Genomic DNA, 14,649 nt, shown 5'->3' with positions numbered 1-14,649 from the left:
GCAAGAATTATGACAACGAATAATAGTGCGATCGAGAAAAAATACAATAAATGGATTATTCTGCTCTCTATAGTAATACCACTGGCGGTGGCAGCACTGTTTATTGTTAAAATACCTAATGCCACGCCGCTACCTTTTTTACCACCTATTTATGCTACCATAAACGGCATTACCGCGGTTCTATTGGTAATAGCAGTAATGGCTGTTAAAAACGGAAAGCGTAAGCTGCACGAGAATTTAATGAAATGTGCAATCGGCTGCTCAGTGCTATTCCTGCTGATGTATATTGCCTACCACATGACCACGCCTTCTACCGTATTTGGAGGTGAAGGAAATATAAGATACGTTTATTACTTTATACTGTTAACGCATATTCTACTGTCTGTGGCCATTATACCTCTGGTGCTGATTACTTATGTCAGGGCATTGGCCGAGCGCTTTGACAGGCATAAAAAGATCGCTAAGATCACCTACCCGCTTTGGTTGTATGTGGCAGTTACCGGGGTAATTGTATACCTGATGATTTCGCCCTATTACATTTACTAAAGATAATTTCTTTTGGTGCCATCCTTTTTTTAATCAAATAATTTTTTAAAGTCCCTGTAACAGTTCTGCTTTTTTATTCCTCAGAATTGAGTTTTTGTGCTATAAGTCGTATTTTAGGCCTTAGTATTTAACCTCTTACCTATTCTAGTATTTACCAAATATGGGAATTCCTAAAAAATCAGACTCAATAATAACCGGCCAGGATCTGTTGCTGCTGATAGAACAAAGGGATACCGAAGCATTTACAGGATTTTATGTGGACAATTTTAAGAAACTGATCCTGGTTTCTGATAAATACGTACGCGATATTCCCATTGCGGAAGAGATTGTACAGAATATTTTTTTAAAGATATGGGAAGATAAACAGTTGCTGACTGATATATCATCTATTAAATCTTACCTGTACCGAAGTGTGATCAATGCATCCATAAACCATGTTAACAGGGAGCGGAGTCTTGAAAAACACCATCTTAAAATTGCCGAAAGCCTTACTGAGGAGGATCTTGACAGGATGGACGAACAGAATGAGCTGATTGTTTTGCTGTACAGGGAAATCGAGCTGCTGCCTGAAAAATGCCGGGAGGTCTTTAAGCTCAGCAGGCTGGAGGGGATAAAATATAAAGCCATTGCTTTGCAGCTAGGTATTTCTGAGAAGACCGTTGAAAACCATATGGGCCATGCGCTCAAGGTATTGAGGGGGCGTATTTTGGATCAGGCTAAAGGAGCCATCCCCATGGCCAAAGTAAGATATTTCTCTGTTCTGAGTGCTTTTTTATACTAAACCTTAAGCCAGGAATAATTTAATATTAAATAATTGTGTTTTTTTTCGAAAATGACTAGGGGTTTTTTGTCTGTCATTTGTCATCAGAAAAAAGAAAGCATACATTGGAAGGAAGTTCAACATTTCAGGAAACTATTTTAACGCATTTAAATGATCCGGAAAACCCTCTTTTGTTAGCGGAAGTAACCCGGATGAGACAGTTGTCGGCCGCCAACGAACAGGAATTTCAGGACATAAAGAAGATATGGGACCTTGCAGCCAGTACTGGCCGTTTGGAGGATTTGGATGAAGCGGAGTCTATCTCAAAATTAAAAGCAAAACTGGTATCGAATGTTCATACAAAAAGGAGAAGGATTTATACCTGGCTGGGTGCTGCTGCCGCTGTATTGGCAGTACTGACTTTGAGCATCTTATTGTGGCCTGATGCACAAAATAAAAAGACAGACTTACGTACGGCCAGAGTAAAAAAGGATATTGCGCCAGGCGGCAACCGGGCGGTGCTAAAGCTGGCGAACGGGACTGAAATTGTACTAGACGGGCATGCTACAGGTTTGCTGGCCAGCGAAGGCCATACAAAAATCAGTAAAACAAAAGATGGGATGTTAATTTATGACGCAGGCGGACAAACTACCGCAACTGCCGAAGTTGCAGATGAGCCGCGTATCAATACCCTGATTACCCCAAGCGGGGGGCAATACACGCTGATTTTACCCGACCGGAGTAAAGTCTGGTTAAATGCAGAATCGTCTATTTCTTATCCATCGGCCTTTACAGGAGCAGAAAGAAATGTTACCGTTGTGGGTGAAGCTTATTTTGAGGTTACGAAAGATAAACAGCACCCTTTCACAGTTAAAGCGGGAGCAGCAGAGGTCAGGGTACTGGGAACACATTTCAATATCATGTCGTACGCCAGTGAAGGGCAAACGCAAATCTCCCTGGCCGAAGGCTCTGTGCGTGTAGATCTGGGTAACGATTCCCGGATTTTATCTCCGGGACAGCAGGCCTTGATAAAAACAGGTGCCAACCGGATCATTTTAAGAGATGTCGACATTGACGAGGCTATTGACTGGAAGAACGGATTGTTTCAGTTCGATAATACACCTATAGATCAGGTAATGAGGCAGATCAGAAGGTGGTATAATGTTGATGTGGTATATCAGGGCGTTAAACCCGATATCTATTTCACCGGTATGGTGTCAAGAAGTAATAATGTTTCGAAAATACTGGAACTGATAGAAGAGGCCGGGGGGGTAAATTTCGAGATTGGTGACAAACAAATTATTGTAAAAACTAGCAAAAGGAGGTAACCATGACCAGATAAATACTTACGCCCATCCTAAAGGTTAATCTAAAATAACCTTCCCGGATTGCAGTCCGGAAAGGCTAAAAATCCTGCTTACGACAGGCCCATAGGGTTACCCTTTATTTAATCGTGAAATCAACTAAGACCTAAACCCTACATTTCAAATATATGAATGATTATCCACATTCAATAACGCGCGCTGTGGTGCGCGTCTTTTCCGGTACGTGCCGGGAAAGCACAGCCATTGCTATAAAAAAGCTCTTTCTGACAATGAAATTAACCGCTATTATTATCCTGGCGTTGACCTTCCAGGCAGCTGCATCCGGTTTTGCCCAGAAAGTCAGTATCTCCAAGCGGGATGCCAGCTTAAAAGAACTATTTAAAGAAATACGCCGGCAAACCGGTTACGACTTCATTTACAATAATGAGGTTATTGAACGTGCAGGAACCGTGAACGTTCAGGTAAAAAGCAAGGACCTATCTGAGGTGCTGAAAAACATATTCAGTTTAAAACGTCTTTCTTTCTCTATTGAAGATAAAAACATCATCGTTAAAGTAAAGGATGCTGTTGCCGAAAGAACCATTAACGGTAAAATTGTAGCCGATGAGGACGGACAGCCCTTACCTGGGGTGTCTGTTAAAGTTAAAGGCTCAACAAAATCTACCTCTACCAATGGAAACGGAGAGTTTTCCATAACTGTTAATGATGGGGATATTCTGGTCATATCTATGATTGGGTATACCACTCAGGAAGTTTCTACCAATGGGAAAAATACTGTAAATATTCGTTTGCGCCAGGACACCAAGGCCCTGTCGGAGGTGGTAGTTACAGGTTACCAGGAACTGAACAGAAAGCTCTTTACCGGTTCGGCAACCAAGCTTAAAGCGGTAGATGCACAAAGAAGCGGTATTCAGGATGTCAGCAGGATGCTGGAAGGCCAGGTGGCAGGGGTTTCTGTACAGAACGTTTCTGGTACCTTTGGTGCTGCACCTAAAATCCGTATACGTGGGGCCTCTTCGTTAAATGGCGATAATAAGCCACTGTGGGTAATAGACGGTATCATGCTTGAAGATCTGGTTAACATTTCTAACGAGCAGTTGTCCAGTGGTGATGCTGCCACATTGATCGGCTCGTCCGTTGCAGGTTTAAACCCAGATGATATTGAGAGTTTTGAGATCTTGCGCGATGCGGCTGCAACTGCTATGTATGGTGCAAGGGCGATGAACGGTGTAGTGGTGGTAACTACAAAAAAAGGTAGAAATACAGAAGGTAAGCCTGCGATATCGTATTCAGGAAACTTTACCACTTACCTGAAACCAAATTACAACCAGTTCGATATCATGAACTCTGCAGATCAGATGCAGGTTTATTTAGATATGGAAAACAAAGGCTGGTTAAGACATTCGGATGTATCTAAGGCAGCAAATGGCGGTGTATATCGCAAGATGTACGATCTGATGTATGATTACAATCCGGCTACAGCCCAGTTTGCTTTAAGAAACGATGCACCTAGTCGTTTGCAGTTCCTGAACCGTTATGCCAATGCCAATACAGATTGGTTTGATCAGTTGTTTCGTAATTCTTTGATGCAGGATCACTCCTTAAGTATCACTGCGGGAACAGCAAAATCCAAGTTTTATGCCTCAACCAGCTTTTTGCACGATAATGGCTGGACTGTGGGAGACGGAGTAAAGCGTTTTACAGGAAACATGCGTGGAAACTTTGACATTACAGACCGTTTACAAATTGAAATTTTAACCCAGGGATCGATTCGTGACCAACGTAGCCCTGGAACAGTGAATAAGGAAGACAATAATGTGCTGGGGCAGGTTGACAGGGACTTTGACATTAACCCTTTCAACTATGCATTAAGGGCGAGCAGGACACTTACCCCTTACGACCAAAACGGCAACAGAGAGTATTTTACCCAGAATTATGCGCCTTTTAATATTCTGCAGGAACTAGAGAACAACAGCATACAAACTACATTAATAGACCTGAAAATTCAAGGGGGCTTAAAATATAAGATTCTTGACGGGCTTAAATATTCATTTACCGGAGCTTACAGGTATGTAAAATCAGACAGGGAGCATAGCATTACCGAATATTCCAATGCAGCAAATGCTTACCGTGCCTATGGCAACAGTAATGTAATTGAAAACAATAAATTTTTATACAGGGACCCCTCTAAACCGGGCTCATTGCCAAGCATTGTATTACCAGAAGGCGGTTTTTATAATGTAACCTCAAATGGCCTGGTAAATTACTTCATGCGTCATGACATAGAGTACGACAAGATATTCAATGAAGACCACCTCTTCAACGTTCTGGGTGTAATAGAGATGCGGGCCAACGACAGGCAAGACCGTTTCAGTAACGGAATTGGCTATCAATTTGATAACGGAGGAATACCTTTTATCAATTCCGACTACTATAAGCAAGCCATTGAGGCAAATTCCTATCCTTACGGAATGGGACGGGGTTACGAGCGTTTTCTTTCATATGCTGTTAAAGCAGCCTATTCCTACAAAGGAAAATACAGTTTCAATGCAACCGGACGTTACGATGGCTCTAACCTGCTAGGTGAATCGCCAACTGCAAGATGGCTGCCTACCTGGAACGTATCAGGCGCCTGGAACATGCATGAAGAAGATTTCTTCAAAAAACAAAATATCCTGAGCAGGGCAACAATAAGGGCAACTTATGGCTTAACTGCCAGTACAGCCAATGCAAAGAACTCAAGCATGATCCTCAGGAACCAAACGGCCAGGAGAAAGGATGATGTTGATAAAGAATCTTCTATTTATATTGATGGTTTGGAAAACTCAGAACTGACCTGGGAGAAGACTTATGATACCAACCTTGGTTTCGATCTGGGATTTCTTAAAGAAAGATTTTCACTATCAGTGGATCTTTACAGACGAAACGGATTTGACTTGATTGGTTTGTTCCCGACTGCAGGTATTGGTGGTGAAGGGCTAAAAAATGCCAATTATGCAGATATGAAATCAAAAGGTATTGAGCTTACTTTAAACGCCAAGGTGATCAACAATACCCAGTTCAAATGGAACACCAATTTAAATTTTGGTTACCACAAAGGAGAAATCACCAGGCTAGACTATGATCCGGATATTTTTAAACTGGTTACCCCAACTGGTGGTTCAAGATTGGGCTATCCGCAAAGCGCCCTGTTCTCTATCGTATTTGATGGTTTGGATCACAATACTGGTGTGCCAACCTTTATTGATGAAAATGGCAACAGGAATGCGACAGAAGTTTATTTCCAAAGTAATAACTTACAGTATTTGAAATACGAAGGACAGGTTGATCCTAAATTTACAGGTGGTTTTTCTAATAAATTCACTTATAAAGACTTTACCTTATCTGCTCTAGTAACTTTTAGTGCTGGTAACAAAGTTAGGTTGAACCCGAATTTCAGTGACACCTATTCTGACCTTACTGCAACATCGAAGGATTTTCTAAACCGTTGGACCAAACCTGGTGATGAGCTGTATACCAACGTACCTTCAATTGCAGATAAATTTGTTATAGGTAATTTTGGAAGTACAGAAAAACCGTATAATGCTTACAATTATTCAACCGTTCGTGTAGCCGATGGAGGTTTTGCCAGGTTAAAACAAGTGATGCTTTTTTATCAGCTGCCTAAAGTGTGGGCTTCTGCTATAGGTGCCACCAATGCTTCTGTGGGTCTGGTAGGAAACAATGTTTGGTTAATTTATTCCGATAAACGTTTAAACGGTCAGGATCCTGAATTCTTTGGCACTGGTGGTGTAGCTATGCCAATCCCGCGTCAGTACACTTTATCGTTGAAGATTGGATTTTAATAATATAGAAGATGAAAGCAATAAGATTTATATATGTACTGATAGCCATAATGGTTTTTATGGCCTCAGGCTGCAAGAAATTTTTAGAAAAGACCCCCGATCTAAGGACGCAGCTAAACTCAAAAGAAAAAGTAGCACAGCTGCTGGTATCGGCTTATCCTAAAGCAGAGTGCCTGTCTTTTATGGAGAACGCTTCAGACAATGCCGAAGATAAGGGAGCACGAACAGATTATATCGGGGTTTCAACAGAACAATCATGGACCAAAGCCTACCTTTGGGAAGACTTTGAGAATGGAGGTGAGGTACCCGGTTCAACAGATACCTACTGGAATGAAACCTATTTAGCCATTGCTTCTGCAAATACAGCTTTACAATACATCAACGCTCATCCTGAACAGGCAGATTTGCTCCCGTACAAAGGAGAGGCGCTGTTGGCCAGGGCATACGCCCACTTCATGCTGGTAAGTTTATATGCCAATATTTATAAACCGGGGCAAGCCAATAGTGATCCTGGAGTGCCTTTTGTAACAGATCCTGAGGTTACTGTTTCCCCTCAATACAAAAGAGGTACAGTTGCCGAAGTTTATACAAAAATTGAAAAGGATTTGACCGAAGGCTTGCCATTGATCAATAATTCGGTTTACAAAACAGCGCCAAAGTATCATTTTAGTCAGAATTCTGCTAATGCTTTTGCCGCCAGGTTCTACTTGTTTAAAGGAGACCTTCCTAAGGTAATTGAATACACCAACAAAGTACTACTTACACCAGATCAGGCAAAAACGCTGCTAAGGCCGTGGAACACCAGCTATACCGCTATGATTGCTACTGCTTTGAAGGTACAGTTTACCAAGTCTTCAGAAAATTCGAGTTTATTGCTGGGCGAAGCGAATTCGGCCTGGGCAAGGCATTTTTATATCCGTTATGGCTTAGGAAAGATCATTACCAATACAGTTTTATTTGGTCCTAATGTTTCTGGAGGTACATACGCATATAAGGCTACACCTTACGTAGAGCCTTTCTGGGCAAGTAATAAGTTTGATGAGCTGTTTTTTGAAAATAAAATCGGGTCAGGATTTGGGCAGCCTTATATTATGGTTCCATTACTTACAGCAGATGAGCTGATCATGAACAGGGCAGAGGCTTATGCCTCGTCTGGCCAGTCAGACCTGGCCTTACAGGACATCAATACTTTTCTAAGTACCAGGATTACTGGTTACAATGCGGCCAACCATAATGTTACCTTAGCAAAGATCGCTTCCTTCTATGGCATTGCAGATCCCAAAGCGGGTTTAATCAAAACAATTCTTGATTTAAAAAGAGCGGAATTCGTTACCGAAGGCTTACGCTGGTTTGATATCCTCAGACATGATCTAACTGTAAAACACAATAAATTAGATGAAAATGGCGCCAGTACAACTGTTGAACTGAAGCCAGGGGATCCCCGTCGTGTTTTCCAATTACCGTTACCTGCGCAAAAAGCAGGATTGGCACTTAATCCTAGATAAACATAAAGATTATGAAAAAGATTTTTTTATACCTGATGTTGTTGTTAACAGTAGCGGTATCCTGTAAAAAGGAAAGTGCGCTGAATGTTGACATCACCAAGTCAAACCTGGATACCTATACAAAAGGTACGCTGGACAAATGGCTGGAAGATAATTTTTTAAATCCATATAACATGGAGATCCTGTACCGTTTCGACAGGTACCAGGCTAAAATTGATAAAGAAATAGCCCCGGTAATGGAGGATAAAGTCCAGCCACTTATGGAGGGTGTACAGCAGATCTTTATCCAGCCCTACCTTGACGTTACCAGTAAAGCATTTTTATTGCCTGTTTTACCTAAAGAGATCGCTTTATTTGGAAGCGGAGAGTACTCAGATGATCAGATCACACTGGGAACTGCAGATGCAGGAAGGCAGATCAACCTGTATGAGGTAAATAGTTATGATAAAAATGATGTGCTGAGTATTATGGGTACACAAGAGCGACCTGCAGCATTCCATACCATGCACCACGAGTTTGCGCACATTCTGCACCAGAATGTACCTGTTCCACCAGAATATGAAGCAATTTCATCCAATTATATCGGATCTTCATGGGTAGGTTCAGGTAATTCGGCCGCAACAGCGAAAAGTCTGGGCTTTATTACACGTTATGCCCGAAACAACAAGGACGAGGATTTTGCAGAAATGATATCGACTTTGCTGGTAGAAGGACAAGATCATTTTGATGCTTATGTAAATACTGCAACAGATGCTACAGCCATTACAAAACTGAGAAAAAAAGAACAGGTAGTGGTTGATTATTTTAAAGCTGCACATGGTATTGATTTCAGGAGATTACAGGCAAGGGTTAGAACAGCCATTGAAACTTATGCCCCAGTTGCTATTGTTCCTGTACCAACACGGTTGTCACAGGGCTCTTATAAAGGAGTAACTATAGATAAAAGTGCTGCCAGCCAAAGTTCAGCTTTCGTTACTGCTTATAACAGCGCCGTTACAAATGTTGGTGCAGTGAATGGTATACCTATCAACCCTACAGTCGAGCTTGTGTTTACAAATCCTGCAGTGAACCGGACAGATATGATTCTGAAATTTACCGGTAGTACTTTTGCCTTTTGGTATAATTTAACAGCCACGGTTACCACAGGGAACTCTGGTACAATAAGGTTGGTAGCGGCTCCGCAGGGGGCGGCAACTCAGTATGCAAACGGTACATTTATTCAGGCTCAAATGAAGCCTATACTTGACTATTTTACAACAAAAACTTTTCGGGCAAACTGGATAGAGGGTTTATTTCCTGGCTCCAGAAGTACCTTATTAGGATTTTTCGATACTTCAAATAGTCAGTTAGGCTTTTATGGTAATGTACAGAGATAACTTGTTGTGAACAGAAAATGAAATTACACATGAAAAAAATATTTATACTAGGCCTCTTCGCATTGTTGTCAATGCAGGCCTGTAAAAAAGATCAGGAACTGATCGACGGCAAACGGCCGGAAGAACGTGTTGCCGAAGACCTGGAAAAATACAGGAGCGAACTGATTAACAGTCCGAATGGTTGGGTAGCCTACCTGGGAACAACACTTGTTGGCGGAGGGTACAACTTCTATATGTCGTTTGATAAGGACAACAAAGTTATTATGCGTGCCGACTATAATAGCGACATTGCACTGGAGTCTGTTCAAAGCACGTATAGGGTAAAACAGGTGATGGCCCCGTCCATTATTTTTGATACCTATAGCTTGCTGCATCTGCTTCAGGATCCGGACCCTAATTTTTTCGAGGGGGATTTAGCTGTAGGATATGGTTCTGACTTTGAATTTGAGATACGCGAACAAGTTGGGGATACCATTAAACTTATCGGAAAAAAACGGAAAGCGCCATTGGTTTTAGTAAAAGCTACTGCAGATCAAAAAGCTTTTTATACCAGCGATGTTTTTTCTGATAACATTGATGAGATTACCAATTATCTGGCAGATAATCCCTTCACCTATGTTTTAGACCCAAAAGATAACAGTAAAAAAGTACAGGTTTCAATTAAACCTAATGTTAGGGCCAGAACTTTTTCTTTCATTTCAACTAATGGAGCTGATGCAGTAATTAACTCTGGTACTTTTTCCTTTTCCAGTACAGGGCTAAGGCTTAATAGTCCGATTAAAAACGGTGACGACGCTTATACGAGTGTAACCTGGGATAAGACTGTAAACAAGCTTTTCCTAATCTCAACTAAAGGCGCTAAGGTAGAGGTATTCGTTTCAAATACAGCTTTATTCCCGTTAGAGTTGTTGCTGGGGCCTGTTTTTTCTGCGGTCACTGTACCTAACGCAACAACCTATCCAGGTTGGTCAGCAAACTTCGCAAGCAGAAGGGCTGCGGCTGCAAATGCAATATTAACCGGACAATATGGGCTAAGGCTTGATTTGATGCAGTTCCTGTTTAATACAAAAGCAAATACCATGACCTTGAGTGCTGCAGTATACCAAGGTGCAAACGGATTCATTGCCGAATACTCTTACAATTATGTTAAAACTGCAGGGAATATATTTAAATTCAATTATGTTTCTTCAAATGGAAATGGTGGGCTAATTGTTACTGGAATGGCCCCGTTATTGGCTCAAAGGATCAATGTTGATCGTTTTAAGCTGGATTACTTTGTTAACCCGAATAATGGAGAAATTTTAGGTCAGTTTACCAGTATAGAACATCCTGATTTTACATTTTCAGGAGCTTTACAATAGAATGTAAAAAGGTTAGGTAATCCCGGATTACCTAACCTTTTATTCTACCCAAACCAAATTAGCTTATGGGTATTAATATCTCAATTTTACTAAAAGAGTTCGTTCTTTTAGTGTTGATCCAGCCACTGGGATACTTATAACACCATAAGACATTAAATCTTCCAGATAATATGTGGTTGTAAAACCATATTGAGTTAAAGAAAGTGTGCCCGCAGTTTTATTAAAAGAACTAGAATGATTATCAAGTGAATCTACTTCGAACGGCGGTTGCTGATTAAATTCGAGGACAACTATTCTATTTGCATTGCTATCAATTTGTATTCCTTTTAAAAATAGATCAGTTCGCAAACCACTAGAGAAATTTCCTGGGATTGCTGTCAATTTAACTATGGAATTTCCTGAACTAACGCTGGTTGTAAAGTAGTCGATGTAATCCTGTTCAGTGGCATATTGAAGTTGAATATCTTCAACAAACTTCTTGTGTTTTGGAGCGCACGCTGTTAGGCTCATTACAGTCAGCACGTGCGAAGCCCCCCATAATGCAGCGGCTGCAATTGTTACCGGACCACCGATGAAAAGGCCGGCTATACTTAACCCAACGCCTGCAATAGCTGCTGCACAGCCCCAGGATATCCCTTGATTAGTGAGTTCCAACATTATATAGTCAAACATGACCTGTTGTTCAAAGGCTGAAAAACCTACGTCATTCAGTTCTTGAAAGGGCCCAGGCTGAGTTGTAGTAGATAATGGGTTAGAGTTTGAATACGAGAGTTTTTTTATCTGCAACGGGAGTGTGTTTTTCAAATTAGAAATCCTTTGCAATGCGCCCTTTACAAATTGATCCTGAGTTTTCCCTTGCACTGAGGCTAAAATACTGGCTTTGCCCTTTTCAGTTATTTTGTTCTTCTTTACCAAGTCGCTTAAGATATCTTCTAAAGCTTTATTGCCATATAATAGCGCGCTCTTTTTTAAAGTACTTTGTACGTCAGCTTCTGTTACCCCCTTTTTTAGATGAGTAGACTTGTAGTTGTTTAAGGAAAGTGGTTCGCTGTTTTCAACTTCCGTATTCTTTTTACAAGCATAAAATACTGATGAACCAACGATCAGTATAAAGCATAAGGTTAAGAATTTTTTGAAATGATTTTTCTTCATGAGGTTAATTTTTGTTAAACGTTTCTATAAATTTTTTGGTGGGTAGGCAATTGGCAATTTCTTTTTTCCAGTAAAAGTTTTCTGGAAGGAAAGTTTAAAGACAGATTTTAACAAGACAGGAGTTTGAGGCATTAATCTAAGTTTGTGTGTGGATGAATAGATGATCTTAAGCAAAAAATTAATCAATTAATAATGTTTTACGTGAATGACCTTGTTCACTACGCGAATGGGGTCTCTTCCTACGTGAATGAATAATAAGCTTTGTATTCATGTCATAAGTAGCAGATAATTAGTTTAATAAATATTATATTTATGATAATATTTAACTAAAAACATAAAATATGAAAAAGCTCTTATTGTTTACGATGCTAACATTTGGATTAACTACTATTTTCAGTTTATCCTCATTTTCACAAAACCACCCACCACCAGATCCACCTCCTCCAACTACAGGACCCGTAGTGTCAGTCAGTGTTTTTACAGATTTATGTAGGGGCGAGCTCTTTTTTAACACCTATTCAGGTGAGTTTAGAAATGGAAACCTTTATTTTTTTTCAGGCGGTACAGCTACTATAACTTCAGTTGATGGCAATTTAATGGAAGTGTACCGAGGTGTCATAGGCCCGGATGGTACTTACCCCTGGGGGCAAAATTACTATTATCATTTTGAAGGCGTTCTTACATACAGATTCAGCTATTTAGGCCCAAGATATACATTAGACCTAGATGGTTCAAATAACACCTCAGCGCCATACTAATTAACTTTACAATAAACCAAAGAACCCCGCGGTTTATACCGCGGGTTCTTTGGTTATAAGATTTTAGCCTACCGCTATCTCCCCCAAATACACGCTCGTACTTACCATATCGTCTTCAGCATTTGTATACTGCATCCAGGCATGCACGGTGTCATCAGTAAACGTTTTAGGCAGCTGCATTACCGTTTCTTTATTCAGTCTTTGTGCAGCGTCTTTAAAGGTTACAAATTTCTCTTTCTGCGGATTGTAAATAATAAAAGTGGCCTTGTCATTGGCTTTACTGAACAAAGATTCCGGGCCGTTGTCCCATTTAGAGAGATTAAATATTCAATTATCCATTGAACAATATGTTGATCGATTCATTGTTTATATGTCCTTGTATTTTATTCCAGATGCTGATCAAAGTAAGACTGAAAAAAAATTGCAAACTAGTTTTGAAGAATTCCTTTTTAATGTAGGATATTACCCAATTTCAGAGTCCGTATTGAAAAATGGAAGGCTAGATACTTTAGCTGTCAATCAAAATCAAGTCTTTCTTTTTGAAATCAAACAATTTGATCTCGGTAGAACGAAGGAGGGAGTTAAGGATTTAAAAAAGAAGTTAAGAGGGGCCCAAATTCAAAGTAGTATTTATAGTGAGAGGTTGAGGTCTTTTCCTCGTTTAAGTAACCATATTTTTTTTCTCCTTTTTACTAATGAGAAAGTAATTTTAAAAGATAACATTAATAGGGTACCAAAGGACAATCTTGTTTTCGTGTTTAAAGTAATAACGCTTAATACAAATCACCCTTGGTCTGTTTTTGAGGAAATTATGATTGATGTAAACGACTTATTAAACACAAAGTAATAAAGACCTAACTTATTATAAACGCTGCCTAAGATAATGGTTCGTTTCAGAGGAGTTTAAGGTGTGGTGTCCCGTCACTATAAACTCAAACACCCCCCCCCTCCCGGCTTTAGCAAGGCAGCCAGTTCCGATCTGATAGTGTGCTTTAAGCAACCATAATATGCGTACCCCTTTAAGTGAATTCACGAAAATTTTACAGCAATTGTAATCAGAAAAATATATTGTCTGGTAAAATATTTTCAGAGAAATTCTAATTTTCATGGCTTTACGCTTATTTGAATACCGAATACATTTGAAATCCACCAGGATCAGCATCTACCAGCATTAAAGGCTGGTTAATATCTTTCCAATAGGGCACACAAACGCCAAGAAATTTGTCACGTGGATTTACCGAACCTGCCCATATTACTGGCGAATCCTGATGATATACCCGCACATCAGCATCTCTAAAATCTTCGTAAAAGCTACTATACCAGGTATTATTGGGCGTGAATTTTAAAAAATATATCGTATTATTCCAAAGGCGAAAAATCTTTCCTTTGAATATAGGTGCCTCAGTTTTTTTAAAAATTTGGGCATAGAATATAGCAATCATATCTCCTTTGGATACATATTGGTAAGTGCTTAAGGTAATTTTCCCTTCGCTATCCTTTGCCAATTGAAATGAATAAACATCTTTACCATCTCCGGCGATATCATATACGAGCTTATTGTTATTAAAAACAATTTTTTGTTTTGATTGTGATGTAACATTGAATAACCGGGTGGTAACTTCTGTGTCCCATCCATACTTAGTGAAATCGAATACCTGCAGTAGATTCTGAGGCAAATTAGGATAGTCATTCTGGTGCCTAAGTACAATGTAATAGTTTAAAAGCTCGTCACTACCTATTTCACCCGTTTTATCTGATACTGGTTCAAGGTTATCAACTTGTTTTTTACAGGCAGCGAGTACCAACAAGACACTGAATAACATAATTAAAGTGTTTATTGATTTTTTCATAATGGTAGTTTTAGGTAAACGTTCTTAAAATCGCTTGATCAAATTTATCTACCCTGAACCATGTGTTTTCAAACAATGATTGAGGGATACTTACCAATGAGTAAACCGGGGAATACAATGAGTAAACAAAAAAATGCTCGTTTTAAACTATACTAAATCTGCCTCCTGATA

Annotated in this window: 12 protein-coding genes; 9 read left to right on the top strand and 3 right to left on the bottom strand. The window is 39.9% G+C overall.

Features of this window, described 5'->3' with window-relative positions; all coding sequences use genetic code 11:
• The first annotated feature begins 9 nt into the window (after window positions 1-9).
• The 7 genes from ABIE26_RS13465 (at window position 10) to ABIE26_RS13435 (ending at window position 10,718) form a co-directional block, all read left to right on the top strand.
• Window positions 10-546 (top strand): DUF420 domain-containing protein, encoded by a 537-nt coding sequence (locus ABIE26_RS13465; RefSeq protein WP_310142160.1) that lies wholly within the window; start codon window positions 10-12, stop codon window positions 544-546.
• A 160-nt stretch (window positions 547-706) separates the two neighbouring features.
• On the top strand, window positions 707-1,327 hold the full coding sequence (locus tag ABIE26_RS13460) for an RNA polymerase sigma-70 factor (protein ID WP_310142162.1): 621 nt from the start codon (window positions 707-709) through the stop codon (window positions 1,325-1,327).
• Window positions 1,328-1,404: 77 nt separating this feature from the next.
• Window positions 1,405-2,634, top strand: a complete 1,230-nt coding sequence (locus tag ABIE26_RS13455) for a FecR family protein (protein WP_310142164.1) — start codon at window positions 1,405-1,407, stop codon at window positions 2,632-2,634.
• A 266-nt stretch (window positions 2,635-2,900) separates the two neighbouring features.
• Window positions 2,901-6,476: a SusC/RagA family TonB-linked outer membrane protein gene (locus tag ABIE26_RS13450; protein ID WP_310142166.1), complete on the top strand. Its 3,576-nt coding sequence runs from the start codon at window positions 2,901-2,903 to the stop codon at window positions 6,474-6,476.
• An 11-nt stretch (window positions 6,477-6,487) separates the two neighbouring features.
• Window positions 6,488-7,981, top strand: coding sequence for a RagB/SusD family nutrient uptake outer membrane protein (locus ABIE26_RS13445; protein ID WP_310142167.1), 1,494 nt, complete (start codon window positions 6,488-6,490; stop codon window positions 7,979-7,981).
• 11 nt (window positions 7,982-7,992) lie between these two features.
• Window positions 7,993-9,357: a substrate import-associated zinc metallohydrolase lipoprotein gene (locus tag ABIE26_RS13440; protein WP_310142168.1), complete on the top strand. Its 1,365-nt coding sequence runs from the start codon at window positions 7,993-7,995 to the stop codon at window positions 9,355-9,357.
• 29 nt (window positions 9,358-9,386) lie between these two features.
• Window positions 9,387-10,718 (top strand): DUF4302 domain-containing protein, encoded by a 1,332-nt coding sequence (locus ABIE26_RS13435; RefSeq protein ID WP_310142170.1) that lies wholly within the window; start codon window positions 9,387-9,389, stop codon window positions 10,716-10,718.
• A 72-nt stretch (window positions 10,719-10,790) separates the two neighbouring features.
• Here ABIE26_RS13435 and ABIE26_RS13430 read toward each other — a convergent pair whose 3' ends face one another.
• Window positions 10,791-11,870: a hypothetical protein gene (locus ABIE26_RS13430; RefSeq protein ID WP_310142172.1), complete on the bottom strand. Its 1,080-nt coding sequence runs from the start codon at window positions 11,868-11,870 to the stop codon at window positions 10,791-10,793.
• A 341-nt stretch (window positions 11,871-12,211) separates the two neighbouring features.
• Between ABIE26_RS13430 and ABIE26_RS13425 the strand changes: the two genes are divergently transcribed.
• Window positions 12,212-12,628: a hypothetical protein gene (locus ABIE26_RS13425; RefSeq protein WP_310142173.1), complete on the top strand. Its 417-nt coding sequence runs from the start codon at window positions 12,212-12,214 to the stop codon at window positions 12,626-12,628.
• 63 nt (window positions 12,629-12,691) lie between these two features.
• Here the strand turns inward: ABIE26_RS13425 and ABIE26_RS13420 are convergent, their stop codons facing one another.
• Window positions 12,692-12,916: a DUF6266 family protein gene (locus ABIE26_RS13420; protein ID WP_310142175.1), complete on the bottom strand. Its 225-nt coding sequence runs from the start codon at window positions 12,914-12,916 to the stop codon at window positions 12,692-12,694.
• Here ABIE26_RS13420 and ABIE26_RS13415 point away from each other — a divergent pair.
• Window positions 12,900-13,475: a hypothetical protein gene (locus ABIE26_RS13415; RefSeq protein WP_310142176.1), complete on the top strand. Its 576-nt coding sequence runs from the start codon at window positions 12,900-12,902 to the stop codon at window positions 13,473-13,475. The two genes, ABIE26_RS13420 and ABIE26_RS13415, sit on opposite strands and share 17 nt — an antisense overlap.
• Before the next feature lie 271 nt (window positions 13,476-13,746).
• On the opposite strand, the gene ABIE26_RS13410 is transcribed toward ABIE26_RS13415, so the two are convergent.
• A complete protein-coding gene (locus ABIE26_RS13410; RefSeq protein ID WP_310142178.1) occupies window positions 13,747-14,478 on the bottom strand; it encodes a hypothetical protein in 732 nt (243 codons plus the stop codon).
• Between the last annotated feature and the right edge of the window lie 171 nt (window positions 14,479-14,649).

It is taken from the genome of Pedobacter africanus (assembly GCF_040548825.1).
In the GTDB taxonomy this organism is placed as follows: domain Bacteria; phylum Bacteroidota; class Bacteroidia; order Sphingobacteriales; family Sphingobacteriaceae; genus Pedobacter; species Pedobacter africanus_A.
The sequence above is the reverse complement of the archived record's forward strand: the minus strand, read 5'-3'. Positions and strand labels throughout refer to the sequence as shown.